At 66.6% G+C, this 26265-nt stretch carries 29 protein-coding genes and 2 tRNA genes; 16 read left to right on the top strand and 15 right to left on the bottom strand.

Annotated features, from left to right (window positions below; genetic code table 11):
• Positions 1 to 188: 188 nt before the first annotated feature.
• From ATJ93_RS08700 to ATJ93_RS08675, 6 genes are all read right to left on the bottom strand, one after another.
• Positions 189 to 273 (bottom strand) — tRNA-Leu (locus ATJ93_RS08700).
• 160 nt (positions 274 to 433) lie between these two features.
• Positions 434 to 1183, bottom strand: a complete 750-nt coding sequence (locus tag ATJ93_RS08695) for a DNA-directed RNA polymerase subunit D (RefSeq protein WP_120244271.1) — start codon at positions 1181 to 1183, stop codon at positions 434 to 436.
• Positions 1184 to 1186: 3 nt separating this feature from the next.
• The gene (locus ATJ93_RS08690; protein ID WP_005579703.1) at positions 1187 to 1576 is read right to left on the bottom strand and encodes a 30S ribosomal protein S11; all 390 of its coding nucleotides are present in this window, start codon (positions 1574 to 1576) and stop codon (positions 1187 to 1189) included.
• A 3-nt stretch (positions 1577 to 1579) separates the two neighbouring features.
• A complete protein-coding gene (locus ATJ93_RS08685; RefSeq protein WP_013878283.1) occupies positions 1580 to 2101 on the bottom strand; it encodes a 30S ribosomal protein S4 in 522 nt (173 codons plus the stop codon).
• The gene (locus ATJ93_RS08680) at positions 2101 to 2622 is read right to left on the bottom strand and encodes a 30S ribosomal protein S13 (protein WP_120244270.1); all 522 of its coding nucleotides are present in this window, start codon (positions 2620 to 2622) and stop codon (positions 2101 to 2103) included. The genes ATJ93_RS08685 and ATJ93_RS08680 overlap by 1 nt, the downstream gene beginning before the upstream one ends.
• A 72-nt stretch (positions 2623 to 2694) precedes the next feature.
• Positions 2695 to 2777: transfer RNA gene (locus tag ATJ93_RS08675), tRNA-Ser, on the bottom strand.
• Between the two features lie 310 nt (positions 2778 to 3087).
• Here ATJ93_RS08675 and ATJ93_RS08670 point away from each other — a divergent pair.
• From ATJ93_RS08670 to ATJ93_RS08660, 3 genes are read left to right on the top strand one after another with little or no spacing between them, the layout of a single operon-like run.
• Positions 3088 to 4068: a DUF4129 domain-containing protein gene (locus ATJ93_RS08670; protein ID WP_120244269.1), complete on the top strand. Its 981-nt coding sequence runs from the start codon at positions 3088 to 3090 to the stop codon at positions 4066 to 4068.
• Entirely contained in the window at positions 4065 to 6059 is a 1995-nt protein-coding gene (locus ATJ93_RS08665; RefSeq protein WP_211334038.1) for a DUF58 domain-containing protein, read from the top strand. The genes ATJ93_RS08670 and ATJ93_RS08665 overlap by 4 nt, the downstream gene beginning before the upstream one ends.
• Positions 6056 to 6715 (top strand): DUF7519 family protein, encoded by a 660-nt coding sequence (locus ATJ93_RS08660; protein WP_211334037.1) that lies wholly within the window; start codon positions 6056 to 6058, stop codon positions 6713 to 6715. The genes ATJ93_RS08665 and ATJ93_RS08660 overlap by 4 nt, the downstream gene beginning before the upstream one ends.
• A 43-nt stretch (positions 6716 to 6758) precedes the next feature.
• Here the strand turns inward: ATJ93_RS08660 and moaA are convergent, their stop codons facing one another.
• Positions 6759 to 7793, bottom strand: a complete 1035-nt coding sequence (gene moaA, locus ATJ93_RS08655) for a GTP 3',8-cyclase MoaA (RefSeq protein WP_120244268.1) — start codon at positions 7791 to 7793, stop codon at positions 6759 to 6761.
• 182 nt (positions 7794 to 7975) lie between these two features.
• Here moaA and ATJ93_RS08650 point away from each other — a divergent pair, with 182 nt between their 5' ends.
• Positions 7976 to 8644: a helix-turn-helix domain-containing protein gene (locus ATJ93_RS08650; RefSeq protein WP_120244267.1), complete on the top strand. Its 669-nt coding sequence runs from the start codon at positions 7976 to 7978 to the stop codon at positions 8642 to 8644.
• Between the two features lie 109 nt (positions 8645 to 8753).
• On the top strand, positions 8754 to 8978 hold the full coding sequence (locus ATJ93_RS08645) for a hypothetical protein (RefSeq protein WP_120244266.1): 225 nt from the start codon (positions 8754 to 8756) through the stop codon (positions 8976 to 8978).
• A gap of 5 nt (positions 8979 to 8983) precedes the next feature.
• Here the strand turns inward: ATJ93_RS08645 and ATJ93_RS08640 are convergent, their stop codons facing one another.
• The 4 genes from ATJ93_RS08640 to ATJ93_RS08625 form a co-directional block, all read right to left on the bottom strand.
• Positions 8984 to 10450: an RtcB family protein gene (locus tag ATJ93_RS08640; RefSeq protein WP_120244265.1), complete on the bottom strand. Its 1467-nt coding sequence runs from the start codon at positions 10448 to 10450 to the stop codon at positions 8984 to 8986.
• Between the two features lie 99 nt (positions 10451 to 10549).
• Positions 10550 to 11587, bottom strand: a complete 1038-nt coding sequence (locus ATJ93_RS08635; RefSeq protein ID WP_245977566.1) for a DoxX family protein — start codon at positions 11585 to 11587, stop codon at positions 10550 to 10552.
• A 186-nt stretch (positions 11588 to 11773) separates the two neighbouring features.
• On the bottom strand, positions 11774 to 12055 hold the full coding sequence (locus ATJ93_RS08630; protein WP_120244263.1) for a hypothetical protein: 282 nt from the start codon (positions 12053 to 12055) through the stop codon (positions 11774 to 11776).
• 82 nt (positions 12056 to 12137) lie between these two features.
• Positions 12138 to 12608, bottom strand: coding sequence for an archease (locus tag ATJ93_RS08625; protein ID WP_120244262.1), 471 nt, complete (start codon positions 12606 to 12608; stop codon positions 12138 to 12140).
• 267 nt (positions 12609 to 12875) lie between these two features.
• Between ATJ93_RS08625 and ATJ93_RS08620 the strand changes: the two genes are divergently transcribed.
• Complete coding sequence (locus ATJ93_RS08620) at positions 12876 to 13352, top strand: GNAT family N-acetyltransferase (RefSeq protein ID WP_120244261.1); 477 nt, start codon at positions 12876 to 12878, stop codon at positions 13350 to 13352.
• A 30-nt stretch (positions 13353 to 13382) separates the two neighbouring features.
• Here ATJ93_RS08620 and ATJ93_RS08615 read toward each other — a convergent pair whose 3' ends face one another.
• Positions 13383 to 13940, bottom strand: coding sequence for a winged helix-turn-helix domain-containing protein (locus tag ATJ93_RS08615; protein ID WP_120244260.1), 558 nt, complete (start codon positions 13938 to 13940; stop codon positions 13383 to 13385).
• Positions 13941 to 14093: 153 nt separating this feature from the next.
• On the opposite strand from ATJ93_RS08615, the gene ATJ93_RS08610 reads away from it, so the two are divergent.
• The 3 genes from ATJ93_RS08610 to ATJ93_RS08600 are packed head-to-tail and all read left to right on the top strand — an operon-like array spanning position 14094 to position 16891.
• Positions 14094 to 14306 (top strand): heavy-metal-associated domain-containing protein, encoded by a 213-nt coding sequence (locus ATJ93_RS08610; protein ID WP_120244259.1) that lies wholly within the window; start codon positions 14094 to 14096, stop codon positions 14304 to 14306.
• A gap of 6 nt (positions 14307 to 14312) precedes the next feature.
• The gene (locus ATJ93_RS08605; RefSeq protein WP_120244258.1) at positions 14313 to 16211 is read left to right on the top strand and encodes a heavy metal translocating P-type ATPase; all 1899 of its coding nucleotides are present in this window, start codon (positions 14313 to 14315) and stop codon (positions 16209 to 16211) included.
• Positions 16212 to 16216: 5 nt separating this feature from the next.
• Positions 16217 to 16891 (top strand): MAM33 family protein, encoded by a 675-nt coding sequence (locus ATJ93_RS08600; RefSeq protein WP_120244257.1) that lies wholly within the window; start codon positions 16217 to 16219, stop codon positions 16889 to 16891.
• An 80-nt stretch (positions 16892 to 16971) separates the two neighbouring features.
• Here ATJ93_RS08600 and ATJ93_RS08595 read toward each other — a convergent pair whose 3' ends face one another.
• A complete protein-coding gene (locus tag ATJ93_RS08595) occupies positions 16972 to 17664 on the bottom strand; it encodes a LiaF transmembrane domain-containing protein (protein WP_120244256.1) in 693 nt (230 codons plus the stop codon).
• A gap of 210 nt (positions 17665 to 17874) precedes the next feature.
• Between ATJ93_RS08595 and priS the strand changes: the two genes are divergently transcribed.
• The 5 genes from priS (at position 17875) to ATJ93_RS08570 (ending at position 21858) form a co-directional block, all read left to right on the top strand.
• Positions 17875 to 19050: a DNA primase small subunit PriS gene (gene priS / locus ATJ93_RS08590; RefSeq protein WP_120244255.1), complete on the top strand. Its 1176-nt coding sequence runs from the start codon at positions 17875 to 17877 to the stop codon at positions 19048 to 19050.
• On the top strand, positions 19047 to 20078 hold the full coding sequence (locus ATJ93_RS08585; protein WP_120244254.1) for a DNA replication complex subunit Gins51: 1032 nt from the start codon (positions 19047 to 19049) through the stop codon (positions 20076 to 20078). Before priS ends, ATJ93_RS08585 begins: the two co-directional genes overlap by 4 nt.
• 171 nt (positions 20079 to 20249) lie before the next feature.
• Entirely contained in the window at positions 20250 to 20741 is a 492-nt protein-coding gene (gene bcp / locus ATJ93_RS08580; protein WP_120244253.1) for a thioredoxin-dependent thiol peroxidase, read from the top strand.
• 160 nt (positions 20742 to 20901) lie between these two features.
• Positions 20902 to 21402 (top strand): Lrp/AsnC family transcriptional regulator, encoded by a 501-nt coding sequence (locus ATJ93_RS08575; protein WP_120245224.1) that lies wholly within the window; start codon positions 20902 to 20904, stop codon positions 21400 to 21402.
• A 123-nt stretch (positions 21403 to 21525) separates the two neighbouring features.
• Entirely contained in the window at positions 21526 to 21858 is a 333-nt protein-coding gene (locus ATJ93_RS08570) for a HalOD1 output domain-containing protein (RefSeq protein WP_170155548.1), read from the top strand.
• Between the two features lie 94 nt (positions 21859 to 21952).
• On the opposite strand, the gene ATJ93_RS08565 is transcribed toward ATJ93_RS08570, so the two are convergent.
• Positions 21953 to 24217 (bottom strand): CDC48 family AAA ATPase, encoded by a 2265-nt coding sequence (locus ATJ93_RS08565; RefSeq protein ID WP_120244252.1) that lies wholly within the window; start codon positions 24215 to 24217, stop codon positions 21953 to 21955.
• The gene (locus tag ATJ93_RS08560) at positions 24214 to 24462 is read right to left on the bottom strand and encodes a DUF7127 family protein (RefSeq protein ID WP_120244251.1); all 249 of its coding nucleotides are present in this window, start codon (positions 24460 to 24462) and stop codon (positions 24214 to 24216) included. Before ATJ93_RS08560 ends, ATJ93_RS08565 begins: the two co-directional genes overlap by 4 nt.
• A 208-nt stretch (positions 24463 to 24670) precedes the next feature.
• Between ATJ93_RS08560 and ATJ93_RS08555 the strand changes: the two genes are divergently transcribed.
• Together ATJ93_RS08555 and ATJ93_RS08550 are read left to right on the top strand one after the other, a co-directional pair.
• Complete coding sequence (locus ATJ93_RS08555) at positions 24671 to 25525, top strand: TatD family hydrolase (RefSeq protein ID WP_120245223.1); 855 nt, start codon at positions 24671 to 24673, stop codon at positions 25523 to 25525.
• 157 nt (positions 25526 to 25682) lie between these two features.
• Positions 25683 to 26264, top strand: coding sequence for a DUF2150 family protein (locus ATJ93_RS08550; protein WP_120244250.1), 582 nt, complete (start codon positions 25683 to 25685; stop codon positions 26262 to 26264).
• Position 26265: the final 1 nt, after the last annotated feature.

The raw sequence follows: 26265 nt of genomic DNA, 5'->3' as shown, positions 1-26265 counted from the left end.
GGTATCCTCCAAATAACTGCGAGCGGTTGCGACGCGTCATGCGGCAACCGCGACTGTAGTGATTGTGACTGCAATACCGGCGACCGACGACGCGAGCACTGCGGCCGTGGGATCGACGTCGATCCTGGACGGTCACACTGCTCGTCGGTCGCGTGGTACCGATGTGAGAGAAACGGAAGTGAGGTTGATGCAGGGAGCAGGATTTGAACCTGCGGACTCCTACGAGACAGCGCCCTGAACGCTGCGCCGTTGGCCTGACTTGGCTATCCCTGCTCGCACTTCCGTGTACCCGTCGCCCCTTCAAACCCCTTTCGATTCCATCGAGCGAGGAGGCTGCCGTCCCGGCCTCGCGGCTCACGGCGCCGGAACGGACACTGCCGTCCTCGTGCAGACACGCAGACACGGTGGGTCGGGGGCGTCGGGTCATATCTATCTAAAGCTGTACTGCGTCTTCGAGTTCGGTTGCGCGCGATTCGAGCGTCTCGGCGGCTCGAGTCACGAGCTCTTCGACGGTAAAGGAGCCGTCCGTCTCCACGTGGAAGACGAAGGCGTTGGGCACGTCCTCGACCGACACCTGCTTGTCAGGGTAGCGGTTCGAGAGGTCGTGGTCGAACTCGCTCGTGGGAACGAGTTCGCCGTCGTCCTCGACGACGCCGCGGACGATCTGGGCCTCGGGCTCCTCGAACTCCGGCAGGTCGTCTTCGACGACGACCCGCTGGAGGTGCCGGTAGCCGACCGCGACGCCGCCCTGATGCTTGGCGTGGTCCTTCCCGCGATCGAGTACGGCGTCGGCCTCGGCCTCGAGCCGCTGGCCGTCCTTGAGTTCGATGATCGGCACGTTCTCGTCCGCGGGCTGGACGAGGTCGTCGCTGGACTCGAGATCGCCGGAGTAGGCGGTTGCGGGCCCTTCGACGTCGATCGAGAGTGTGACGGTGGCGTCCTCGCCGAACTCGTCTTCCGGCGGGGTCGTCAGCGGGACGAGCCCGAGACGCAAGGCGAGTTGCTCGTCGAACATCACCGACGAGTTCTCGACGAAGCGAACGGTATCGATCGCCATCGTCGGCACGTCGGCAAGCATCGCGCGGCGGATGCCGTTGGCGAACGCAGGCGTCACGCCGCGGACGAGGAACCGCGCCTCGCGGTCGTCGCGTTCGACGAACTCGACGTCGTACTCTTCGCTCATGGTCTAGTAGCCGCCCTTGCCTTTGGGTGCGCGCGATCCGTCGTGCGGGATCGGCGTGACGTCCTCGATGCGTCCGATCTCGATGCCCGAGCGGGCGAGCGCGCGGATCGTCGCCTGCGCGCCGGGACCGGGGGACTTCTGGAGGTTGCCGCCGGGGCCACGGACTCGCACGTGGAGTCCGGTGATGCCCGCAGCCTTGACCTCCTCGGCGACGGACTCGGCCATCTGCATGGCCGCGTACGGCGACGCCTCGTCGCGGTTCTGCTTGACCGCCGTCCCGCCGGAGGACTTGGCGATCGTTTCCGCGCCCGTGAGGTCCGTCACGGTCATGATCGTGTTGTTAAACGATGCGTGCACGTGGGCGATGCCCCACTTTTCGTCGTCCTGACTCATGGTTTACTGACCCTCCGCTCGTTCGGGGTGGAGTTCGTCCGCAAGCGGGCTCGTCTCGTCGAACTCGACGAGGTCCTCCTCGTCGACGTCGACGACGTAGGACGGAACCCGGTGGCGCTGCCCGTCGACCACGATGTGGCCGTGCGTGATGAACTGGCGGGCCTGCTGGGTCGTGTTCGCCAGCCCCTTCCGGTAGACGACCGTCTGGAGTCGGCGCTCGAGGATGTCTTCGACCTCGAGCGACAGGACGGCGCCGAGCTCGTCGGCTTCGTCGAGGATGCCGACGCGCTTGAGTCGACCGAGGAACTCCTCGGAGCGCCGTTGGACGGTTTCGTCGCCCTGGGCCTGGCCGAGCAGGTCGCGGGCCTCGCGGCGGTAGGAGCGAAGCTCGGACTGTGCGCGCCAGAGCTCTTCCTTGTTCTTGAGGCCGTAGCGGTCGATAAGGGAGTGTTCGTTGGCGATGCGCTCACCCTGGTAGGGGTGATTCGGAGTCTCGTACTGCTTGGTCTTCGTTCCGAGCGGCATTATTCACCACCCTCCTCGTCGCCGCCTTCTTCGGCCTGTTCTTCGCGGATCTCTTCGACGTTGACCCCGATGGTGCCCTCCGTACGACCGGTGGACTTCGTTCGCTGGCCGCGGACCTTCTGGCCGCGCTTGTGGCGAACGCCCTTGTAGGAGTCAATCATCTTCATCCGGTTGATGTCGTGCTGGCGGGTCAGCTGGAGATCGTTGCCGATCTCGTGGGTCGTTTCGCCGGTGTAGAAGTCCTCCGGACGGTTGTTGAGCCAGTCGGGAACTTCGTCGGCGTAGTTCTCTACGAGTTCGACGACCTCGTCGATGACGTCGTCGTCGAGTCGACCGAACGTCGCCGTTCGGTCCACGCCCGCCTCCTGGGCGATGATCCGGGCGGTCCGGTGACCGATCCCGTTCATCTCCGTCAGCGAGCGCTCGACGGACTTCGTCCCGTCAAGGTCGGTCTGACCGATACGGACGAAGTACTGAAGGTCTTCGTCCTCTTCTTGTTCTTGGGGTTCTTCCGCGCTCATATGTTGGGTATGTGTGTCTGGTCTGCGTGCGGTGCAAACGACTGACGGAAAACGTCAGTCCGGTAAGTCCGACGTCGTGGCGGGGATTCGAACCCCGGAGGCTTGACGCCACATGGTTAGCAACCATGCGCCTTGGGCCGCTTGGCTACCACGACACCGTGTGCAATCATCGCCCTCCCGGACTCGGGGATCGCTCCCCTACACGTATCGCACTCGAACGTACCCCCGTCTGGTACTTAAGCGCAACGAATGATAGTAACGGGTGGCCGACGGTACCACACGATCTGCGCCCCCTCACGCGATCCGAGGGCTCGAGCGCTGAGGCGCGAGCGACCGAACCCAGAGTGCTGCGTGCCGAACGAACCGACGCGACGCTCCACCGATGCAGATCGCCACCGACGAGCCGGCACCGATTACTCGAGGATTGCAACTTATTAGTGAAGCGGCATAACGTGGTGTCAACACGTGTCAAGAGATACACGTCTCGTTCGACTCCTCGCCGCGGTCAGCGCGATCGCTGCGATCGCGCTCGCGGCCGCGACCATCGAGAATCCGCTCGAGACCGGCGGTGCCGAGGGTGGCGTCGGTCCGGGAGAGGGCGGCGGTCCCGGGCAACAGCCGTCGCCCACCCAACCCGTCGTCGGCGGCGATCCGCCGGTGTTTCTCGAGTATCTCCTGTACGCGGTACTAATTATCATCGCAGTCGCACTCGTCTGGTACCTGCTCGCGTACCGTCGGGACGCCGTCAAGATGATCGCCGTCGTGCTGGCCGTTTGCCTCGTCGGCGCCCTCCTGTTTGCGGTTCTGTTCCAGGGGTTCTCGCCCGAACTCGATTCCCAACCGGTCGAGGAGCCGGCGACGGTGAACAACTCGAGCGGCGGGGGTGATTTCGGCTCCGGCGAGGGCGAGACCGACTCCTTCTCGACCGGCCCGCTGTTGTTCGTCCTCTCGGTCATCACCGCGATCTTCGTCGGCGGGCTCCTCGTGAGCCGACGCGGCGGAAACTCGGAATCGGACGCGCCACCCGTCGTCGAGAACGAGCCCGACGAGTCCGGAACCGATGCCGCGGCCGTCGGGAGCGCGGCCGGTCGCGCTGCCGATCGAATCGACGGCGCAGCGACCGACGTCGACAACGAGATCTACCGCGCCTGGAAGGAGATGACCGACCTCCTCGAGGTCGACCGGCCGGATTCGAGCACTCCGCGGGAGTTCGCTACGGCTGCGGTCGAGGCGGGAATCGACCGCGAGTACGTCGACGAACTCACGCGCCTGTTCGAGGACGTGCGGTACGGCGACGCCGAGACGACGCCCGAGATGGAAACGCGCGCGGTCGACGTGTTGCGCCGGATCGAAGACGAGTACGCATCTGGAGACGAACGAACGGACGGCGGAACGAGCAGCGACTCGGGAACGGAGACAGACGAGAGCGGAGGTGGTGGCCGATGACAGCAATCACCGGCCGCCGGCTCGCGCTCGTCTTCGGCGTGCTGGCGTTCGTCGGCGCGATCGCCATCAGTGCCGGCGTCGTCGCCGTCCCGCTGGACGGCTGGGTCGTCCTGGTCGTCGGCCTCCTCGCGACGGGGATCGGCATCGTCGCCGTGTTCCGCCGGCGCGGCGTACGACGGCAGGCCGACACGCCGACGCCGGAACAGCGAACGCCGGTTCCCGCACCCGGCGCGACGGTCTCCGACGCGATCGGCGAGTTCCGAACGATGGCCGGCGAGTACTCCACCGGCAGCCGACGGATCGCCAGTGGGCTGCGCCTCGCAGCGATCGCCGCGCTGACCCGATTCGGCGGATACTCGGCAGAGGAAGCGGCCGACCGGATCGACGACGGCTCCTGGACGGACGACGCGACGGCGGCCGCGTTCCTCTCGGAGAAAAAGGACACGTCCGCGTCGCTCGGCGACTGGCTCCCGCGGCTGTTGAACCCCGGGCGCGATACGTCGTTCCAGGCGGGCGTCCGTCACGCCGTCGCCGCCATCGCCGCGATCGGATACACTACCGAGGACGCGGACACCGACGACGACTCGAGGTCGCTGCCCGCCTACGCGGACGAGCGAATCGATCGCACCAGCGGGGACTCGCGGACGAGCGCCAGATCGATCTCGGGCGTCGAATCGACCACACAGCGGCCGACGAACTACTGGACGGGGATCGGCGTCGTCGCGCTCTTCGCCGTCGGAATCGGCGCGCTCGCGGAATCGCCCGGCGTCGTGCTCGCCGGGGTCGTCGGCGTCGGCTACGCGGGATTCTCCCGTGCGTTCGAACCCCCGGAACTGGAGCTCGCCATCGCGCGCGAACTGAGCGACGACGACCCCGAACCGGGCGACGAGATCGACGTCGTCGTCACGATCACGAACGAGAGCGGGCGGTTCGTCCCGGATCTCCGCCTCGTCGACGGCGTCCCGCCCGGCCTGGCCGTCGTCGACGGCTCGAACCGCCTCGGCACCGCGTTGCGACCCCACGAATCGGTCTCCCTCGAGTACACGGTCGCCGTCCGCCGGGGCACCCACGAGTTCGATCCCGCGCTCGCGATCGTGCGCGACCTCTCGCGGTCGCGAGAACGGGAGTTCCTCGTCGGCAGCGAGACGACGGTGGTGTGCGAACCGGTGCTGCGGCCGATCGAGGCGCCGGTGCCGCTGCGGGCCACCGCGGCGTCGTTCGCCGGGCGCCTGACGACCGACGAGGGCGGCGCCGGGACGACGTTCCACTCGGTGCGGGAGTATCGTGCGGGCGATCCGCTCTCGCGAGTCGACTGGAACCGTCGCGCGAAGACGGGCGAACTCGCGACCCTCGAGTTCCACGAGGAGCGGGCGGCCCGCGTGGTCGTCCTGATCGATGCGCGGAAAGCGGCGTTCCTCGCGCCCGACCCCGACGGCACTCACGCCGTCGACCGCTCGGTCGCCGCCGCGGGGCGGATCGCGGCCTCGCTGCTAGCCGACGGCGACACTGTCGGGCTCGCGGCGCTCGGGCCGATCGGCAGGGAGTTCGAAGCGGGCGCGCCGACCGACGGCGACCCCTGCTGGCTCGCGCCGGCGTCGGGTCGCCACCACGAGATTCACTTCCAGGACCTGCTCGCGACGCATCCGCAGTTCGATTCGACGCCGCCGCGCTCGGAGAGCCGCTGGCTGCCCCAACTCCGGACGATCCGGCGCCGACTCTCCGCGGAAACCCAGATCGTCCTGCTGACGCCGCTGTGTGACACCGGCGCCGTCACGATCGCGCGGCGACTCGAGTCGCGGGGCCACCCCGTGACGGTCGTGAGTCCGGATCCGACGGCCGACCGGACGGCGGGCCAGCAGCTCTCGGCCGTCGCCCGCCGGATCCGGCAGTTCGACCTCCAGCGGATCGGGATTCCGGTGATCGACTGGCCGGCCGACGAGACGATCGACGACGTGTTCGCGCGCTACGCGCGCGCAGGTGGTCGCGCATGAATAGTGCAACAGCAGCGACCGAGACAGCGAGTGACGACAGCGCGGGCGAGCGCGAACGGGCCGAGACTGGGACCGAGGGCGACGACGAGGCCGGGGACGGCGCCAACATCGACATCACGCGCAAACCGACCCGCGTCGCAAGCGTCGCCGCCGGGCTGGCCGCGCTCGTCGGCGTCTTCGCCGGCGCCGGTTCGCCGGCCGGTCTCGGGTTCGGTGCCGTCGGGGCGCTCGTCCTCGCCGCTGCGCTCGTGCTCGGCCACCGGACGGCGGCCGACGTCGGCGCGGTCGCGCTCTTCTTCGGCGTCGTCGCCGGCGGCCTCGAGGCGACGCCCGTCGCGGTGACGATCGTCGGCACGATCGCGACCGTGCTGGCGTGGGACTTCGCCCACACCGCGATCGACGTCGGCGACCAACTCGGTCGAGAAGCGCGAACGATCCGCCTCGAGGCCGTTGCGATCGTCTCGAGTTTGCTGGTCGGGCTGGTGACGGGGACGATCGGCTACGCGGTGTACGTCGCCGGTGCGGGCAGCCAGCCGGTCGCGGCCGTCGTTCTATTGCTGGTCGCCGGGTTGCTCGTGACGATCGGGCTCGGGTCGGACCGCGACCGGTCGGGATCGCGGCGTTCGGGTCGCTCGAGTCGGTCGCGGCGGCGCTGATTCGAGCGGAGAAAGAGCGGTGAAAACGGCGGAGAAAGAGCGGTCAGGCCTGCGCGTACTCCTCGATGTACTCGTCGTTGACCACCCACTCGCCGTCGTCGTTTTTGACCATGTACTCGCCGTAGTAGGGAACGCGGTTCGCGACGACCTCGCGGAAGGCCTCGCGAATCTCGGGTTTGGACATCTCGCCCATCGACTTGAGGTCGTCGTTGCGGTTGAGACAGCCCTTCAGGTAGCCCTCGTGGGTGACGCGGACGCGGTGGCAGTTCGCGCAGAACGTGGGGTTCTCGACGGGGTCGACGATTTCGACCATGCCGAGTTCCGATCGGTCCGCGGCGTCCAGCGCGACGTCGGTGACGTCCTCGTCGTCGACCGATCCCTCGGCGATCCAGTATCGACGCCGGTCGTGCATCTCCCGGTGTTCGACGTCGACGGCTCGTTCCGCGAGCCAGTTGTGGACCCGCTCGATGTCGATGTTCCACTCCGGCTTGCCCGTCAGTTCGGGCATGTACTCGATGAGCTGGAGCTGGAGCCCGTCGTGTTTCGCGACGTGGTCGACCATCTCGGGCACGTAGCCCGCCGTGTGCTCGAAGACGACCATGTTGAGCTTGACCGGGTCCAGCCCGGCCTCGAGCGCGGCGTCGACCCCCTCGAGCACCTTCTCGTAGGCGCCGCTTTTCGTGATCTCGGCGAAATCGGCGGGATCGAGCGCGTCCTGGGAGACGTTGACCCGCTCTAAGCCGGCGTCGACCAAGGCCTCGGCGCGGCCCGGCAGGAACGTGCCGTTGGTCGTCAGCGACACCTCCATCTGGTCGGGCGTGCGTTCGATGATCTCCTCGAGATCCTGACGGAGCATCGGCTCGCCCCCGGTGAACTTGACGGCGTCGACGTCGAACTCGGCGGCGACCTCGAGAAACCGGACGACGTCGTCGGTGTCCATCTCGTCGTCCTGCGGATCCATCGGCCCCCGCGTGTCACCCAGCCCCTCGTTGTGGCAGTAGACGCAGTCGAAGTTGCACCGATCGGTAAGGGAGACGCGGACGCCCGTGACCTCGCGTCCGAACTCGTCGGTGAGCATGTGACGCAATTGCAGTCGGATCCGCTTAAACTCGCCGGGTATTTCCGGCCTCCGTAACCGATTTCAGTTTCGTATTGCGGCCGGGGCGGTCGTTCTTCCAGTTATTTCAGTATACTGTTCATTCATCTAATAGTATCCGGACGGGTACAGCACTCTTGAGGGAGGACGTGGTTCACAATCCCATGAGTACGATTGCCAAGATCGCCATTCCCGCCGCGGAGTTCGCGCTGCGCCACACGCTCGAGGAGAGCGGCGACGTCGACGTCGAGATCGAGCGCGTCGTCGCCTACGATCCGGACCACGTCATGCCCTACGTCTGGTTTTCCGGCGACGAATCGACGCTATCGGCCGTCGACGAGCGCCTCGAGGCCGACCCGAGCGTCGAGGCGTTCGAACTGCTGACCGACCTCGACGACGAGCGACTCTACCGGATGAACTGGGTCGACGACGTAACCGTGATGATCCACCTGCTGACCGAAGAGAAAGCGACGGTGCTCGACGCCTGGGTCGAGGGCACGCAGTGGCAGTTTCGGGTGCTCTTTCCCGAACGCGAGTCGCTGTCGAACGTCTACGAGTTCGCGACCGACGAAGGGATGTCGCTCTCCATCCAGAAGATCCACCGCGTCGAGGAGGATCGGCACAACCGGTACGATCTGACCGACGCCCAGTACGAGACGCTGGTCGCGGCCCTCGAGCGCGGCTACTACGAGATTCCCCGCGGGATGGACATGGAGAACCTCTCGAACGAACTCGGCGTCTCCCACCAGGCGCTGTCGGAGCGACTCCGGCGCGCCCACCGGACGCTCGTCGAGGAGGTCGTCAGCATCGGCCCGGAACGCGAGGGGGCGTGACGTCCTCCCTTCCCCCTCCCTCTCCCAATCGGCACCGCCGACGCGGCGGATCGTCGGCTGGTCGTCCGCCGGCGGAAGACCTACCTCGCTTACCGACGAACGGGAAGGCATGGACGAGGACATGCTCGCGGACCAGCGCCGACTCGTCGAACTCGTCGAGAGCGAAGGCTGGGACGTCACCGACCTCGAGATTTCGGCCTACGATAGCCCGTGGGCCGACGAGGACGACCCCGAGGCGACCGTGACGATCACGGCGCGGAAACCGTACGAGAGCGACGACAACGGCGAAGACGGCACGGACGAGGGCGACGAGAATCCGTTCCGGCTGAAATAATCGATTCAGCCCTTGATGTTACAGACGGGGAACGTCCGCGCGACCTTGTCGCCGATTCCCAGCGCGTCCGAGACGCGGACGACCTCGTCGACGTCCTTGTAGACGCCCGGCGCCTCCTCGGCGACGGTCGCGCCCGACTGGGCCTTGACGTAGATCTGATCCTGCTCCTCGAGTTGCTGCTGGACGTCGCCGCCCCAGAACTCGTTCTTCGCTTGCGTACGGCTCATCAGCCGGCCGGCGCCGTGGGCGGTCGAGCCGAACGTGAGGTCCATCGAGTTCTCGCCGCCCCGGAGGACGTAGCTGCCCGCGCCCATGCTGCCGGGGATGATAACCGGCTGGCCGACGTCGCGGTAGGCCTTCGGGACTTCGGGGTGGCCCGCGGGGAAGGCGCGGGTCGCACCCTTGCGGTGGACGTAGAGTTCGCGCTGTTCCCCGTCGACGGTGTGGGTCTCCTTCTTCGCGATGTTGTGGGCCACGTCGTACAGCAGGTGCATGTCCATCTCCTCCCACGAGCGGTCGAAGACGCGCTCGAACACCTGCCGCGTGCGGTGCATGATCAGCTGACGGTTGACCCACGCGAAGTTGATCGCCGCGTTCATCGCCGCGTAGTAGTCCTCGGCCAGCTGCGAGCCCGCGGGCGCGGCCGCGAGTTCCTTGTCCGGGAGCTGGTTCAGCAGCCCCTGGTGTTGCTGTTCGATCTTGCGCAGGTAGTCGTTACAGGTCTGGTGGCCCAGCCCGCGCGAACCGCAGTGGATCAGGACGACGATCTGGTCCTCCTCGAGGCCGTACGCGTCCCCCACATCGTCGTCGAAGACGTCGGTCACGCGCTGGACCTCGAGGAAGTGGTTGCCCGAGCCCAGCGAGCCGATCTGGTTCTTTCCGCGGTCCTTGGCTTTCTGGCTGACCTTGTCGGCGTCGGCGCCCTCGCGCATCCCTTCGTCCTCGCAGTGCAGCAGGTCCTCCTCGACGGCGTGGCCGTTCTCCAGCGCCCAGTCGACCCCGCGCTCCAGAATCTCGTCGACGGTGTCGACGCCGGCTTCGACGATGCCGCCGCCGCCCAGGCCCGAGGGAATGTTCGCGAACAGCGAGTCGACCAGTTCCTCCTCGCGACCCTGGAGCTCGTCGTAGGTCAGGTTCGTCCGCATCATCCGGACGCCGCAGTTGATGTCGTAACCGACCGCGCCCGGCGAGATGCAGCCGTTCTCGGCGTCGAGCGCCCCGACGCCGCCGACCGGGAAGCCGTAGCCCTGGTGGCCGTCGGGCATGCAGATCGCGTAGTTGGTGATCCCCGGCAGGTGGGTCGTGTTCTTGATCTGCTCTAAGGTCTTGTCCTCCTTGATCTCCTCGAGAAGGGCTTCGCTCGCGAGTACGCGAGCGGGGGCGCGCATGTCCCCTTCCTGGGGGATCTCCCAGACGTACTCACGCACCTGCTCGAGCGTGATGCCGTCCGCGTCGAACGTGGGGTTGCTCATACGTGCACGTCCGCTCCGGACGGTGAAAGAAGGTTCGTCTCCCGCGGTGGGTCGGGACCGATTCGCACGGGCCGGACTGGGTCAGGCCGCGACGGCGGTTCAGGGCGCGTCGACGGCTTCGCTCCGCGCCGCGTCCGCGCGCTCGGCGTCGCCCGCGAGCGTTGCGAGATACTCGTCGACGGCGGAGGGCCCGCTGCCGGTGATGAGCAGAACCGACGCCATCCCGAACAGCCCGACGTGGGCGAGAACCGGATCGTCGGGCAGCGCGAACAGCGTGAGCGTGAACATGAAGATCGCGACTCCGGCGGTCGCGCGGGTAAAGAGGCCGACGATGAGCGCCACCCCGAGGGCGGCTTCGGTCAGTCCCGCGCCGAGCACCCACAGCTCCGGCGGGACGGGGAGGACCGCCGTCAGGTCGTACCGCTCGACGACCGCGAGGGCGATCCCTGGGCGGAGGAGCTTCTGGCCTACGCCGAGGACGACGAACGTTGCGCCAAGTCCCACCCGCGTGACCGTCGGTAGCAGGGGCTCGTACGCGCCGATCCACTCCTGGAACGCCTGCGCCCGCCGATGGACCGGATCGAACTGCCGGTAGACCGTCCCCGACGTGCCCGCGACCCGCTGGAGGACGTGATCGGCGCTCGGCTTGCCGCTCCCGACCAGCGCGATCGCGGCCAAGCCGCCGACGAACTCGAGTTGGAGGAGTAACGTCGGCCAGCGGACCAGGCCGACGAGATACGCGACGAGGCCGATCAGCGCGACGAGCCGCGTCGCCAGTCCGAACAGCAACAGGAAGCCGAGCGCCACCTGAACCAGGCGGAGATCGATCTCGACTGCCGGACTGATGAAGTAGCCGCTGAAGCCAGCCCCGATCAGCGGAATGCCGAAGGAGATTCGCAGCAGCCAGGGGACGTACCCGCGGTACTCGTCCATCGCGGTCCGAAACGCAGCGACGTCCCGCGGGAACGGTCGAACGGCGAGGTAGCCGCCGACGAGCGCGAGGACCGCGAGCGCGCCGCCCAGCAGCGGTCCGACGACGAACGGGTCGGTGAGGCTTTCGGTCAGAAACTCCCCGACGCCGACCGCGTGCTCGTCGTCGACGACGTACTCCTCGTGGGCGCTCGCGGTACCGGCTATTGCGCTCGCGACACAGACTGCGAGTAGCGCGCACCGGCTCGCCCTCGAGAGCGTTCGACCGGGATCAGTTGACAGCAAGCGTGCGGACGGAGTCACGTCTCGAGGGTACGCGGATCGGCGTCAAATAGCCACGGCCCACTGTGTTGTGTACGGGGAGCGACCGGAATGAACGGACGGCGACGACTGCTACCGATCGTCGGCGTACTGTCCGTTCGCGAGTTGCAGCGCGCGAACGATCACGTAGATGAGGACGACCCCGGAGCCGACTGCGAGGACGAACTGCCCGACGACGGAGAGGAGCGCACTGAGAAGCACCGATCCGCGAAGCAGAAACGCCATCGCGAACGGGACGAGCGCGACCGCAACGATTCCGCCGACGAGTTTGGCGATCGGGATCGCCTCGAGTATGATTTCCGTCGTGTCTAGGGTCCCGGTGTCTCGGTCGATGAAGGGAACGGAGGGCGGCACGTCCGCGTTCTTCTCATGCTATTTGTATAAGTATTTGTGAAAGCCGGCGCAGGTAGCGTTGCCGCAGGCGGACACGACCGCATCACACGTCGAAGACCACGTACGCTTCCCAGCCGTCGTCCCGGCGCTCGAGTTCCATCTCGGAGTAGGTGACGGCCTTCACCTCGCGGGCGTCGATCTCGGCGAGCGGAACGCCGCGGGCGGTGGCCTCGAGGGACCAGCGATTGTCATCCGGCTCATCGCCGTTACCATCGTCGTCCGCGGCCTCGCCGGGTTCGCGGATCGCCTCGACGCAGTGGTCGACCGGGAGTTCCGCGCGCACGTCGCGCAGGTAGATCACCTCGTCCAGATAGTCGAACAGCAGCGCCTCGCGGCTCTCGGCGGCGACGGTCACGGAAAATCGGTCGCCGGATTCGTCTGCGTCCGCAGCCGGAATCTCGTCGCACGACGCGGCCGCGAGCCCGTCCGCAACCGACGCGAAGACCCCCTCGAGCGAGTCGCCGGTCGCCGCGACCGCGACGTCGGCCGTGTGATCGCGCAGTTCGTAGCCCATTACTCGGCGGTTCGGCGGCCGATGCCGTATGCCCGTCGTTTCCGGTTTCGAACACGCGGTCGTCGCCTCGAGGGTTTGCGGCTCCGATCGGCAGATCGGCTGTTTCCTGCGTTAGCGAGTGTCACGCGTACGGACTCCGGTTGCGGACCGACTCACCGAAATCTGCGGTCGACGAATTCGGCGCCGACCGGAACGGAGAGCCACGAACGTGGGCGGTTGCGATCGCTGCCGGAGGAATTATATTGACGACGATGTTACCGTCTGGTAGTGAGCGTCAACATCGACAGTCGGGTCGTCACGCCGGGGAGTGACGACTACGTCGAGGAAGCGTGGGAGCTCAAAGAGCGGATCAACCGCGAAGAGGGGGTGCTCAAACAGCGACGCAAGTTCTTTACCGACGCGTATCGGCGCTCGAAGGTTCACTGTTACGTGCAGGACGGCGATCTCATCGGCTTCGCGGCCGTTCGACGCGACGGCTACATTCTCTTTCTGGCCGTCGATCCGGCCTACCGCGGCGAGGGGATCGGCAAGCGACTCGTCGCCCGCGTCGCCGAGGACCACGACACGATCACCTGCCACGCGCGGACCAGCAACGAGAACGCCCTCCAGTTCTACGAACACCTCGGGTTCGAGATCAAACGCCGCATCGACGACTACTACGAGGACGGCGGCGACGCCTACTACCTGAAACTCGGTGCCGACGTCGGAATCACCGACCGCCTTTCTGATCTGATTCGTCGGTAGCGACTTGTTCTCGAGCACCCGCAGCGACAGTTACTCTCCGGATACCTCGGGGTCGACGTCACCGTCCCCCCGCACCGCTCCCGCGACGAACGCGCGTCGAAGCACCGTCAACAGGAGGTACGTCTCGTACTTCTGGGTCCGGCAGTGTTCGCAGGGCGCCATCTCGTCGACGATCTCGTCGATCGTCTCGCCGTAGTCGCCCTCGAGCGTCGCGACGAGGTCCGCCACCTCCGGGGCGAGCGCCGTCGCCATCTCGTCGACGGCCGCCCGACGGCCCTCGGGAACGGCGTACGACAGCACGATCGTATTCGCCCGGTAGTACTTCGTCGTCCCGCCGTTTCGCTCCTCCATGCGCGCGATTTCGACGAGGCCGGCGTCCCGGAGTTCGTTGACGTGGTGGCGCACCGTGTTGCGCGTGCGGTCGTAGCCGCGTTCGGCGAGCGCCTCGTCGAGGTCCGCGACGGACCGCTCGCCCTCCGCGAGCATGTCGAGGATCATCGCCCGGATCGGCTCGTCGACGGCGCTCGAGACGTTCGTGTCGCGGACGGCGACGTCCTCGATCGTCACGTTCGACGTGAATTCGGCCATGGCGGCCGTTGGGGGCGGTGTCGTATAAGTCGATCAGACCGCGCGACCGTCTAGACGAGTCGTTTCACCGGTTCTATCACCCGTTCCATAATACAAACAAGTCATTTGAGTTATATATTTGGGTGGGCGGGCCGTAGGCGTACTCGAGAACCGATGACCAAGATCGAATACCGCGTTACCGACTTCGACTGCCCGACCTGTGCGAGCAACGTCGAACGATCGCTCTCGAGGACTGACGGCGTCGAACGCGTCGAGGTCCACTACACGACGGGCCGCGTCGAGATCGAGTACAACGAGACCGCGGTCGAACCGGAGACGTTCGAACGGACGATCACGAACCAGGGGTACACGCCCCGGCCGCGGTGACCGAACGTGAGCGTGAAACGACACCTTCGGAAGCACCGACAGCCAGCCGTCGTCGCCGCCAGCGGCCTGCTGCTGGCGGCCGGGTGGGCCGCCGGCACCTTCCACGACGTCCCGCGACTGAGCGCGTCGCTGATGACCCTCGCAGCCGTCGTCGGCGGCTACGACGTCGCGAAGAAAGCGTACTACGCGCTGCGCAGCGGGACGGTGGGCATCAACACGCTCGTCACCCTGGCCGCGGTCGGCGCGATCTACATCGGCGAGTACTGGGAGGCCGCGGCCGTCGTCTTCCTGTTCGCGCTGGGGAACTACCTCGAGGCGCGGACGATGGGCAAGACCCGCGCGGCCCTCGAGGAGTTGCTCGAGATGACGCCGGATACGGCGATCGTTCGTCGTGACGGCGAAGAGGTCGAGGTCCCCGCACGTGACGTCGAGGCCGGCGAGACGGTCGTCGTTAAACCCGGCGCGAAGGTACCCGTCGACGGCGAGGTCACGGGCGGCGAGAGCGCGATCGACCAGTCGCCCGTCACCGGCGAGAGCGCGCCCGTCCACAAGGACGCGGGCGACGAGGTCTACGCCGGGACGATCAACCAGGAGGGCGCCCTCGAGGTCGTCGCGACCGGGACGGGCACCGACACGACCCTCGAGCGGATCATCCGCCGCGTCGAGGAGGCCCAGGAGGCGAAAGCACCGACGGAGACGATCATCGAGCGGTTCGCGAAGTACTACACGCCCGCGATCGTCGTGCTGGCGGCCGGCGCCTACGCCGTCACCGGGGACGCCGTCATGGCCCTGACGCTGCTGGTGATCGGCTGTCCCGGCGCGCTCGTGATCGGGCCGCCGGTCAGCATCGTCAGCGCCATCGGCAACGCGGCCCGCTCGGGCGTGCTCATGAAGGGCGGCGAACACCTCGAGACGGCCGGCGAGATCGACCTCGTCGCGTTCGACAAGACCGGGACGCTGACGAAAGGCGAGACGACCGTCGCGGACGTCGAAGGGTTCGACGCCGAACGCGAGGACGTGCTACGGTACGCCGCGATCGCCGAGAAGCGAAGCGAACACCACCTCGCGGACGCGATCCTCGAGGCCGCTCGGGACCTCGACGGCGACCGGAACGGAGCGTACGCAACCGATGGCGGCCTCGCGCTCGAGCAACGGATACCCGACCCCGACGAGTTCGAGGTCGTCCCCGGGAAGGGCGTCGTCGCCCGCCACGACGGACGAGCGATCGTCGTCGGCAACCGGGCGCTGCTCGAGGAACGCGGTATCGACCTCTCCGAGCAGGTTGTAGACTACGCTCGCAAGCGCGAGGAGAACGGCGAGACGGCGGTCTACGTCGTCCTCGAGGACGAGGTCGTCGGCGTCGTCTCGCTGCGAGACGAACTCCGCGAGGACGCGGCCGACGTCGTCGCCGCGCTGCAAGCGGCCGGCGTCCGTACGGTGATGCTGACCGGCGACAACGAGCGAACCGCTCGAGCGGTCGCCGAGACGGTCGGGATCGACGACTACCGCGCGGCGCTGCTGCCCGAGGAGAAGCAAGAAGCGATCCAGTCGTTCCAGGAAGAGGGCCACGTCGTCGCGATGGTCGGCGACGGCATCAACGACGCGCCGTCGCTCGCGACCGCCGACGTCGGGATCGCGATGGGCGCCGCCGGAACCGACACCGCCATCGAGACGGCGGACGTGGCGCTGATGGCCGACGACCTGGGACGTATCCCCTACGCCGTCGGCCTCAGCAAGGCGACCCGCTGGAACGTCACCGAGAACGTCACCGTCGCCGTGGCGACGGTCGTCCTGCTGCTGGCCGGCGTCTTCGCGGGCTACGTCCACATGGCGAGCGGCATGCTCGTCCACATCGGCAGCGTGTTGCTCGTCATCCTGAACGGCATGCGACTACTGCGATACTAACCACTATGAGCGAATCCACCACCGAAACCGAGCGAACGAACTGGACCGTCGACTCCGACGTCGAACCGATCCGACTACGCGACCCCGCCGCCGAGGCGCTGGCCGTCCTCGAGCCGGGCGACCCGATCGTCGTCGGCTACCGGGACGTGGTGAAAGCCGCGGGCCACTCCTGTCCCACCGCGGCGGGCGCCTACCGCATCGCGAAGGACGGCCTCGAGGCGCTCTATCCGGGCGACGAACTCCCCGTCCGCGGCGAGATCGCGGTACTTGCCGGCGGCCCGCGGAATGATCCGGCCTACGGCGTCACCGCGCGCCTGCTCTCGTATATTACGGGCGCGGCCGGCGAGGACGGCTTCGGCGGCCTCGCCGACGGCCACGGCGGTCGGCGCAACCTGCTGGAATACGGTGCGATCGGAACCGACGGCGTCGTCGTCGAACTGACACGCACCGATACCGACGAGACGGTGCGGGTCACCTACCACGTCGAAGATATTCCATCGGGCGGCCCCGCGACGAGCAACCTGCCGAAACTGATCGACGGGACCGCGAGCGAGGACGAGCGGGAGGCGTTCGCCGACGACTGGCACGGTCGCGTCGAAGCGATTCTCGAAGGTGAGCGATATGTGACTGTCGACCGCAGAACCCGTTCGGACCGCGCGGACTCGTATAGTAGCCGCTGAAACGATTCACACCGGTCCCAATGCTGTCATGCGATCAGGTGTGCAGTGACGTCCAGTGGCGACCATAGCTCGACCGCCGTTCAGTCCGTTATGGAAACGCCGCCGAACGCGGCGAACCCGGTCACGACGAGGTCGACCTCCTCGTTGTGGACCTCTCGGCGCGGCCGGTCGTCGGAGGCGCCCCCCAGTACGGGCAAGACATCTAGTTGCACGTTCCACTCTCGAGGGACGATGATGTCGACCCCACCGAACAGGGCGACGGCGTTGATCCGAGCCGGTCGGCTCTCGATAGCGGCGTCGCGCAGATCGAGTTCGGTGCCGCCGAATACGGCCGTCAGGTCGGCTTCGGCGAACGCCCTAGAGGTGTTTCGCTTTTCGACGCCGCCGAACGCGGCAAACGCGGACGTGACGGCGTCGTCGGTGGCGCGAACGCGCGATCGGAACTGGCCGGCGATAATCGACACGCCGAACGCGATCACTAACACCGGCCAGAAGACGACGACCTGCTCGACGGTCGCGTACCCGAGCGCGACGACCTGCCACGCGCCCGCGACACAGATCAGGACGATCGGGCCGACGATGTTTCGAAGGCGGCTCCTGACGAGCGCCCAGGCACCGATGGCGACGAACAGCGACGGAACGTACAGCAGCAGGCTCCCCACCGGCGCGATGCCGGTCGTCTCGAGCAGGAGCAGTACGCCGACCACGACGACGACGAGTCCGAAAAGGAACTGACTGGTCGTGAGTCGGCGGGGGGAGATCGTCGTAGACATACTGTCGTGTACGTGATGAGACGAGATATAACCATAGTACGTTTCTTCGCTGTCAGGAGTTCGGGTTAGGATCCGGCCGACGGATCGGCTCGTCGCCCGTCCGGTAGACGAATCTCGACCAAACCCCTCGACCGCACCCCTCGAACCCGCGCGAGTCGGGCCGACCATTCGGCAGGATTATACGGACCGATCCACGACTACTCGAGTCGTATGGAGGAGCGAACGAGGGCCTACCTGCGGGGGCGATTCCGCGACCACTACCGTCGCACGGAGCTTTCGCCGCCGCCCGCGGCCAACGAACGCGAGTGGGGGTACATCCCCTGGACCGAGGGACCCGACACGACGATGGTCCGCCACCGTTCGCTGCTCGAGTTAGGGGACCTCTCCGAATTTCTCGTCCGGAAGCGCCCGCAACACGTCTACTTCTCCGCGGGCCGGTTTCGCGACCCCGGCGCGAAGTCGATGCACGAGAAAGATTGGCAGTCGGCCGACCTCGTCTTCGACCTGGACGCCGACCACCTCCCGAGCGTGACGCTGGGCGAGGATTCGTACGCGGAGATGCTCGCGAAATGTAAGGACGCGCTGCTTCGCCTGCTGGCTTTCCTCGAGAACGATTTCGCCTTCCGGAATATGGAGATCGTCTTCTCTGGCGGGCGCGGGTACCACGTCCACGTGCGCGACGAGAACGTGCTGGAACTCGACCGCGAGCACCGCCGCGAGATCGTCGACTACGTCCGCGGCATCGGACTCGATTTCGAGGAACTGATCGAAACCGAAACCGTCGCCGGCCTCGGTCGAAAGACGCCGACGGAACGTCGGCTGCTCCAGATTCAGGGCGGCTGGGGCAAGCGCATCCACGCCCACTTCATGGACTTCGTCGACGACCTGCTGGCGATGGAGGAGGACGCGGCCCTCGAGCGCCTCCAGGAGTTCGACGGCATCGGCGAAGGCAAAGCCCAGGCTACCCTGAACGCCGCGCGGAACAACCGCGAGGGCCTCGAGTCGGGCAACGTCACCGTCCACACCGCCGTCGAGCAGTTGGCCCAGCGGTTCGCCGAGACGGCGGTCGAGCGGGACAACGCGCCGATCGACGAACCGGTCACCACGGACACGAACCGGCTCATTCGCCTGCCCGGGAGCCTCCACGGCGGCAGCGGGCTCAAGACCGTCCGCCTCGAGCGCGACGAGATCGCGGACTTCGAGCCGCTGGTCGACGCCGTCCCGGAGACCTTCAAGGGACAAGAGATCACAGTCAACGTTACTGACGGGGGCGAAGTCCAGCTCGGAGGAGATAGCTTTACAATCACGGACGGCAACCAGTCACTTCCGGAGTACGTTGCCGTCTTCCTGATGGCTCGCGGCAGGGCAGAAAAGGAGAAAGAATGAACTTAGACGAACTACGCTCGGTCCAGAGCAAGGAGCGCCAGAAGGACAGCCTCCAGAACCTGCGCCCCTCGTTCTACCAGGAGGTCGGCGAGTACATCGCCGATCTCGAGGACGAGCGCGACCGCGTCGCCGAGCAAGCCGAGGACCCCTTCTCCTCGCCCGAAGTGGGCCGACTTACCGACGAGATCGAGACGGCGAAGGACGTCGTCGAGGCGATCTACGAGCGCCGGATGGGCAAACTCGTCAAGCAGGCCAGCCTCGCCGCGGCGGGGATGCCGGCCGACGACGAAGGCCTCACGGCGGAAGAAGCCGATCTGTTCGACGACCTCGTCGACCGCATCGAGTCGAACAAATCGCGCGTCCTCGACGTCCTCGAGGGCGTCGAAACCGAGCAGCCGGGCGGCGCGGCTGCAGGTGCCGCCGATCCCGCGGCCGGCCACGGTCGCGAGCCGGGTGCCGAACCCGGCCGCACGGATCCGACGGCCGACCCCAGTGCTGGCTCCGATCCCGGCGCTGCTCCCGAACCCGGCGTCGCCGACCCGGCGTCAGGATCGGACGACGACGCGCCGCCGGTGCCGCCACAGGAACCGCCGGACGCCGTCGAATCCGGCGAGCACGACGCGAGCGACTCGAGCGGCGTCTCCCCGGCGGACGTCATGGGCGGCGAGCCGTCGTCGATCGACCCGAGCGAATCGGGAGCAGGCCCCTCGCCGGACGACACACCGGTACCGGCGTCCGAGCCAGCGCCCGACCAATCACCGCCTGCCGACTCGAGCGAGCCGTCCGACTCGGCCGCTGGGTCGGCGACGAACGGGAACGGCGCGGACGCTTCCGGCGCCAGCGATACCGGCTCGTCGGCCCCCGACGACGACGTCGACCGGACGACCGTCCGCATCACCCGCGACGTCGGCTCCATCCTCGGCATCGACGACCGCGAGTACACGCTCTCGACCGACGACATCGTCACCCTGCCCGAGCAAAACGCCGATCCCCTCGTCGAACAGGACGCGGCCGAACGGCTCGAGTGAGGCGTTTCCCTCGATTTTCTAGCGAGGTGTTTCCCTCGGTTCTCTAGCGGTGTCTCTCGATTACGGTTCGCAGGGCCGCTCTCTGCTCGACGAGACCGCTAGCTACCGACCGGAACCACGAGATACGTTGCCAATCATAAAATATACACGAGCGCTCGCCAAGACGGGGGTATGCTCGACGTAGGCGACGCGGCACCCGAGTTCGAATTATCCAACCAACACGGCGAGACCGTCCGCCGGTCCGATTTCGAGGGCCAGCGACTCGTCGTCTACTTCTACCCGCGGGCGAACACCGAGGGCTGTACGACCGAGGCCTGCGGCTTCGACGACGCCCTCGAGCAGTTCGACGGCCTCGAGACGGCGGTCGTCGGCATCAGCGACGATCCCGTCGACGACCTCGAGACGTTCGCCGACGACTACGACCTCTCGTTCGACCTGCTCTCGGACGAACTGGGCGAGGTGGCGACGCTGTACGACTCCTACGGCGAGAAACAGATGTTCGGCAACACCTTCGACGGCGTCTTCCGGAACACGTACGTCGTCGGTCCAGACGGCAAGATCGAAGCCGTTTTCGAGGACGTGTCGCCGGACGGCCACGCCGAGGAAGTCCTGGCGAAACTCGAGAGTTTAGCGGAGACGCCGCTCGAGACGGCGTCTGACTGATTTCCAGGGCATAGCTCAACGCCATCCGCGGAGTCGCTGTTTCTCGAGTAGCAAGGGCCGATGGAACGATCCCACCGCGTCGACCCCCGGTGTCGTGTGTAACCTCGCAACCGACGAACACATGAAAGAACCATACGTAGCGACGGTCTACCGGACGGTAATGGCTCTCGAACCCGACCCCGACTCCGACGTCGATCTCGATCGCACCGATATGGCGATTCTCCACGTCCTCCAGGACGACGCCCGGAATATTACGACCGAAGCGATCGGCGACCGGGTCGGCCTCGCGGCGAGTACCGTCGCCAACCGAATCGCGGACCTCGAGGAGAGCGGCGTTATCGAGGGGTACATGCCGATAATCGACCACGAAACCGCAGGATTCGAGCACCGGATGCTCCTCGTCGGGACGATCGAAGACGCCGACCGCGAGGACGTCGTCGATCAGGTGAGCGCGATCGAGAACGTCGTCTCCGTAACGGTGCTGATGGTAGACGAAGACAACGTCCACGTCGAACTCGTCAGCCAGTCGCAGGACCGGACCGAACGCGTCGCCGACGAACTCAACGACATCGGGATCGAGATATCGAAAACGGGGGTCATCACCGCACAGCGGGATCGCCCGTTCAATCACTTCGGGCGGAAGTATACGACTGATTCCTGAATTCCCCCATCATATCCGGCAAATAGTCGACACTGCCGAACGATGGTGAGCGACGCCGAGGATTCGCCGATTATTGTTTGAAATTCGATGTTTTTAGACGGATCCGAGCAGTACGCGTACTCGATGTCGGGGCGTTCTCCGAGTTCGACCAGTAGCGAGCGACTCGTGCAGCGAATCGTTGAAAACGTCGCGGCCACTCGGGATATTTCGCCGTCGGAACTCTCGACGCCGCTCTACGAGGCCGTCGATCCCGACGCGCTCGGAAGAATCCAGCAGTCGTCCGACGAGCCGTCGCTTCAGGTTCAGTTCCCCTACGAAGGCTGCGTCGTAACGATCGATGGGGCCGGTACCATCACCGTTGACCGGCCACAGTCCGATTCCGGGTCGACGGCGTTACCCTCGGAACTGGCGCTCGAGGGGGCGTCGCTGTCGTCCGGTGACGAGGATACCGAATAAGAGGTTGTCGGTGAAAAGAACGCGACGCTGATCCTACCGACCGCACGCCGCGTTCGGTAGCGGCGCCGAAAACGGGACGACGAAACGGGCGACCTTACTGGAAGGTGCGCCCGAGCTGCTCTTCCTGCTGGGGTTCGGCCGTGTCGAACTGTTCTTCGATCTCCTCGTACTGCTCGCGAGTTTCGGGGGTCACGCTCGCGTTGACCTCTCCGAGGGCGTGCTCGAAGTGCTCCTTGCTGATGCGGACGTTGCCGATCGTGTCGGCCATCTCCTCGGGGTCGACCGAGTTGATGAACTCGCGGCTGGCGGCCATCGAGGCCTCGCGGCAGACCGCTTCGATGTCGGCGCCGACGTAGCCCTCGGTTTCCGCAGCCAGCCACTCGAGGTCGACGGAGTCGGCCAGCGGCTTGTCGCGGGTGTGGACCTCGAAGATCTTCTTGCGAGCGTCCTCGTCGGGCACCGGCACGTGGACGTGGCGGTCCAGTCGGCCGGGACGGAGCAGGGCCTGATCGATCAGGTCCGGCCGGTTGGTCGTGGCGATCACGACGACGTCCTCGAGTTCCTCGAGGCCGTCGAGCTCGGTCAGGAGCTGGGAGACGACGCGTTCGCCGACGCCGGAGTCACCCTGCTGGCGACCGCGCTGGCCCGCGATCGAGTCGATCTCGTCGAAGAAGATCACGGTCGGGGCGTTCGAGCGGGCCTTCTCGAAGACCTCGCGGACGCCCTTCTCGGACTCGCCGACGTACTTGTTCAGCAGTTCGGGGCCCTTGATCGAGATGAAGTTCGACTGGGCCTCGTTGGCGACGGCCTTCGCGAGCAGCGTCTTCCCGGTGCCCGGCGGGCCGTACATGAGGACGCCCTTGGCGGCCTGCATGTCCATCTGCTCGAAGACCTCGGGGTAGTCCAGCGGCCACTGGATCGTCTCGCGGAGGCGATCCTTGGTGTCCTCGAGCCCGCCGACGTCGTTCCAGGTGACGTCGGGGACCTCGACGAATACTTCGCGCATCGCCGAGGGCTGGATGCCCTTGAGCGCCTCCTTGAAGTCCCCCTCGGTGACCTGCAGCGTCTCGAGAACCTCGGCGTCGATCTCGTCCTCCTCCAGGTCGAGGTCGGGACGGATGCGACGGAGCGCGTTCATCGCGCCCTCACGTGCGAGGCTCTCTAAGTCGGCCCCGACGAAGCCGTGGGTGCTCTCGGCGTACTGGTCGAGGTCGATCCCGTCCTGCAGGGGCATCCCGCGGGTGTGGACCTGCAGGATCTCCTTGCGGCCCTCCTTGTCGGGGACGCCGATCTCGATCTCGCGGTCGAACCGGCCACCGCGCCGGAGCGCGGGGTCGATGTCGTCGATGCGGTTGGTCGCCGCGATGACGGTGACGCGACCGCGCTCCTCGAGGCCGTCCATCAGCGAGAGGAGTTGGGCGACCACGCGCCGCTCGACGTCGCCGCCGGCGTCTTCGCGCTTGGCCGCGATGGAGTCGAGTTCGTCGATGAAGATGATCGCGGGAGCGTTCTCCTCGGCCTCTTCGAAGACCTCGCGGAGCTGCTCCTCGCTCTCACCGTAGTACTTCGACATGATCTCCGGGCCGGAGATCGTCTCGAAGTGGGCGTCGATCTCGTTGGCGACGGCCTTGGCCATCAGGGTCTTCCCGGTGCCCGGCGGGCCGTGCAGGAGGACGCCCTTCGGCGGTTCGATGCCCAGCTGCTGGAACAGCTCGGGGTGGCGCATCGGCAGCTCGATCATCTCGCGGACCTGGTCGAGTTCGTCGTCCAGGCCGCCGATGTCCTCGTAGGTGACGTCGGGGACGCCCTCGGGCGAGGCGCCACCGGCGCCGGAGCTGACCTGCTCGGCGGGCGTCTCGGAGATGTCGATGGTCGTCGAGTCGGTGATGACGACCGTCCCGGACGGCGAGGTGCTCGCGATCTTCAGCGGCACCGACTGGCCGGAACTGGCCATCGGGCCGAACGAGAGGGAAAACGGCACCGTCTGTCCCTCCGTGACGGCCTGTCCGCTCAGCTTGTCGCGGACGAGCGGGCCGATGTCGCCGCGGATGCGCAGGTTCTGCGGCAGCGCGACGGTGACCGACTTGGCGGGGCTGACGTCCGCGGGCTCGACGCTGACGTTGTCGTCGATCCCGACGTCGGCCTCCTGTCGCAGGCGGCCGTCGATCCGGATGATCCCCCGGCCCTCGTCCTCGGGGTAGCCGGGCCAGACGCGGGCGACGGCCTGTCCGTCGCCCGAGCCCTCGATGACGATGTAGTCGCCGTTCTCGAGATCGAGCTCGCGCATGGAAACGCGGTCGATCGCGGCCAGTCCGCGCCCTGCGTCCTTCTGTTTTAGTGGTTTGACGGTGAGTTTCATAGGTCGCCCTCCAGTTCGACAGTGAGAACCCCGTTTTTGATAAACGTGTGCGCGTCGCTTGCACCCTCGGGGAGCTCGAACTCGTATTGCTCATCGTCGACGATCACGATGACCGTGCCGTCGACGAGATCGACCGAGGCATCGGCCACGCCGGTCCCGAAGTCGACGACCAACACCGCGCCGTCGTCGTACTCGTACCGGCGGGCCACCTGCCCCTCATTCCGGGTGAATTGCTCGAGAGTCATGCTTCAACTAACTCAAGGTAAGTCACCATACTATATAAATATTTCGGCGATCAACCCCGGGACGGGGTGGGGATAGCCGAAAAGACCGTTGTTCGCGGTTCACATCGATGGCGGTCGCCGGCGCGCACGGTCAGACGGCGGCGACGACGAACGCCGAGCGACGCGAGAAGTCGGTGACTTTTCCCCGACCGATCGCGCACACACGAGTATGCTCGACGAGGAGACGCCGGTACTCGACAATCACCTCCACCTCGATCCGGACAACCACCGCGGCATCGACGCCGTCAAAGACTTCGCGCGCCTGGGCGGGACCCACCTGCTCGTGGTCAACAAACCCTCCTGGCATCTCGGCGTCGAGGCCGAGACCGGCGAGGACTTCCGCTCCGTCTTCGAGCGCACGATCGAAATCGTCGAGGAGGCTACCCAGGAACTCGAGGGCCGCGCCTGGCCCGTGCTGGGCGTCCATCCGGGCCTGATCTCGCGGCTCGTCGACGACCGCGGCTTCGAGCCCGAGGAAGCGCGGGATCTCATGCAGGCCGGCCTCGACGTCGCCGCGGCGTACGTCGCCGACGGCGAGGCGCTGGCGCTGAAGTCGGGCCGGCCCCACTACGACGTCTCCGACGCCGTCTGGGAAGCATCCAACGAGGTCATGCGCCACGCATTCGAACTCGGCGGCGACCTCGACTGCGCCGTCCAACTCCATACGGAGGCCAGCGAGGAGATGACTACCGTCGCGGAGTGGGCCGAAGACGCCGGCATGGAGCGCCACCAAGTCGTCAAACACTACGCCGCCGGCCGCGTCGAGGGCCCGATTCCGAGCGTGATGAGCGAGAAGGACCGCTTAGAGCGAGCCGCCCGGCGCGGCGAGCCGTTCCTGATGGAGACCGACTACGTCGACGATCCCGACCGGCCGGGCGCCGTGCTCGGACCCAAGACCGTGCCGCGACGGGTCCGCTGGATGCTCGAGGAGGGGTACGACGAGGCCGTCCGCACCGCCCACGTCGAGACGCCCGAACTCGTCTACGGGATCGACACGGAAGCGACGCTCGAGCGCGAATCGTAGGGCCGTTTCCCCAGCGCCGAAAGAGAGGTGTAGGGGCGCGCTCGAGTCCGGACGGACGGATTCCGGTAAGCAATCGTTACTCGTCGGAACTGCTGATAGTCACCGAGAGCGGTGAGTGTAGAGAAAGGCATTTCAAGCGGCCGGTGTAGGTGTCTGTATGAGCAATCCCCCGACCGAGTTCTACTCGGAGGAACGCTGGCAGAACTGGATCGATCGCATCAAGGACGAAGACATCGATCCGGAAGACGAGTCGTCGGCTCGGTTGCTACTGAATTTGCAGGACGACACGGCGATCGCGGTCGCCAAGATCGTCTCCGCCTACGACGACGGGGACCTCGAGCAGGAGGAAGCGCTCGGCGAAATCGAGGACGTCCGCGAGATCGTCCTCGGCGAGGTCGACATCGAGGACGAGGAGAAACTCATTCTCGTCGACGGCGTCCAGACCAGTCTCGTCTGCGTCTTCTTCGCGGCCGAGGAGTACATCGCCAACGGCCCGGCCGAAGACGGCAGCGTCGGCGACTACCTCGGGGCTGCGGCCGACGCCGAAGCCGAAGAGGATCTCGATGCGGCGCTCGGCTACGCCGCCCAGGCCGGGACGCTCATCATCGACGGCGAGGAGCTCGACATGGAGGTCGCCGAGGGCCTCGAGTACGGCCTAGTAACGGAGTGGATCAACGGCCTCGACAGCCTCCAGAGCGCGATGAGCGATCCGGAGGTCGTCGAGGAGGACGACGAGTAAT

Source organism: Halopiger aswanensis (assembly GCF_003610195.1).
Taxonomy (GTDB): Archaea; Halobacteriota; Halobacteria; order Halobacteriales; family Natrialbaceae; genus Halopiger; species Halopiger aswanensis.
Note: the sequence above shows the minus strand (reverse complement) of the source record. Positions and strands in the feature narration are given on the sequence as shown.

Coding starts and splice junctions, on each gene's coding strand:
- ATJ93_RS08585 (WP_120244254.1), top strand. CDS start 19,047: ATGAACTTAGACGAACTACGCTCGGTCCAGAGCAAGGAGCGCCAGAAG.
- ATJ93_RS08625 (WP_120244262.1), bottom strand. CDS start 12,608: ATGGGCTACGAACTGCGCGATCACACGGCCGACGTCGCGGTCGCGGCG.
- ATJ93_RS08660 (WP_211334037.1), top strand. CDS start 6,056: ATGAATAGTGCAACAGCAGCGACCGAGACAGCGAGTGACGACAGCGCG.
- ATJ93_RS08680 (WP_120244270.1), bottom strand. CDS start 2,622: ATGAGCGCGGAAGAACCCCAAGAACAAGAAGAGGACGAAGACCTTCAG.
- ATJ93_RS08640 (WP_120244265.1), bottom strand. CDS start 10,450: ATGAGCAACCCCACGTTCGACGCGGACGGCATCACGCTCGAGCAGGTG.
- ATJ93_RS08560 (WP_120244251.1), bottom strand. CDS start 24,462: ATGACTCTCGAGCAATTCACCCGGAATGAGGGGCAGGTGGCCCGCCGG.
- ATJ93_RS08690 (WP_005579703.1), bottom strand. CDS start 1,576: ATGAGTCAGGACGACGAAAAGTGGGGCATCGCCCACGTGCACGCATCG.
- ATJ93_RS08685 (WP_013878283.1), bottom strand. CDS start 2,101: ATGCCGCTCGGAACGAAGACCAAGCAGTACGAGACTCCGAATCACCCC.
- ATJ93_RS08610 (WP_120244259.1), top strand. CDS start 14,094: ATGACCAAGATCGAATACCGCGTTACCGACTTCGACTGCCCGACCTGT.
- ATJ93_RS08570 (WP_170155548.1), top strand. CDS start 21,526: ATGTCGGGGCGTTCTCCGAGTTCGACCAGTAGCGAGCGACTCGTGCAG.
- ATJ93_RS08595 (WP_120244256.1), bottom strand. CDS start 17,664: ATGTCTACGACGATCTCCCCCCGCCGACTCACGACCAGTCAGTTCCTT.
- ATJ93_RS08600 (WP_120244257.1), top strand. CDS start 16,217: ATGAGCGAATCCACCACCGAAACCGAGCGAACGAACTGGACCGTCGAC.
- ATJ93_RS08550 (WP_120244250.1), top strand. CDS start 25,683: ATGAGCAATCCCCCGACCGAGTTCTACTCGGAGGAACGCTGGCAGAAC.
- ATJ93_RS08665 (WP_211334038.1), top strand. CDS start 4,065: ATGACAGCAATCACCGGCCGCCGGCTCGCGCTCGTCTTCGGCGTGCTG.
- ATJ93_RS08695 (WP_120244271.1), bottom strand. CDS start 1,183: ATGAGCGAAGAGTACGACGTCGAGTTCGTCGAACGCGACGACCGCGAG.
- priS (WP_120244255.1), top strand. CDS start 17,875: ATGGAGGAGCGAACGAGGGCCTACCTGCGGGGGCGATTCCGCGACCAC.
- ATJ93_RS08650 (WP_120244267.1), top strand. CDS start 7,976: ATGAGTACGATTGCCAAGATCGCCATTCCCGCCGCGGAGTTCGCGCTG.
- ATJ93_RS08565 (WP_120244252.1), bottom strand. CDS start 24,217: ATGAAACTCACCGTCAAACCACTAAAACAGAAGGACGCAGGGCGCGGA.
- bcp (WP_120244253.1), top strand. CDS start 20,250: ATGCTCGACGTAGGCGACGCGGCACCCGAGTTCGAATTATCCAACCAA.
- ATJ93_RS08555 (WP_120245223.1), top strand. CDS start 24,671: ATGCTCGACGAGGAGACGCCGGTACTCGACAATCACCTCCACCTCGAT.
- ATJ93_RS08575 (WP_120245224.1), top strand. CDS start 20,902: ATGGCTCTCGAACCCGACCCCGACTCCGACGTCGATCTCGATCGCACC.
- moaA (WP_120244268.1), bottom strand. CDS start 7,793: ATGCTCACCGACGAGTTCGGACGCGAGGTCACGGGCGTCCGCGTCTCC.
- ATJ93_RS08615 (WP_120244260.1), bottom strand. CDS start 13,940: ATGGCCGAATTCACGTCGAACGTGACGATCGAGGACGTCGCCGTCCGC.
- ATJ93_RS08645 (WP_120244266.1), top strand. CDS start 8,754: ATGGACGAGGACATGCTCGCGGACCAGCGCCGACTCGTCGAACTCGTC.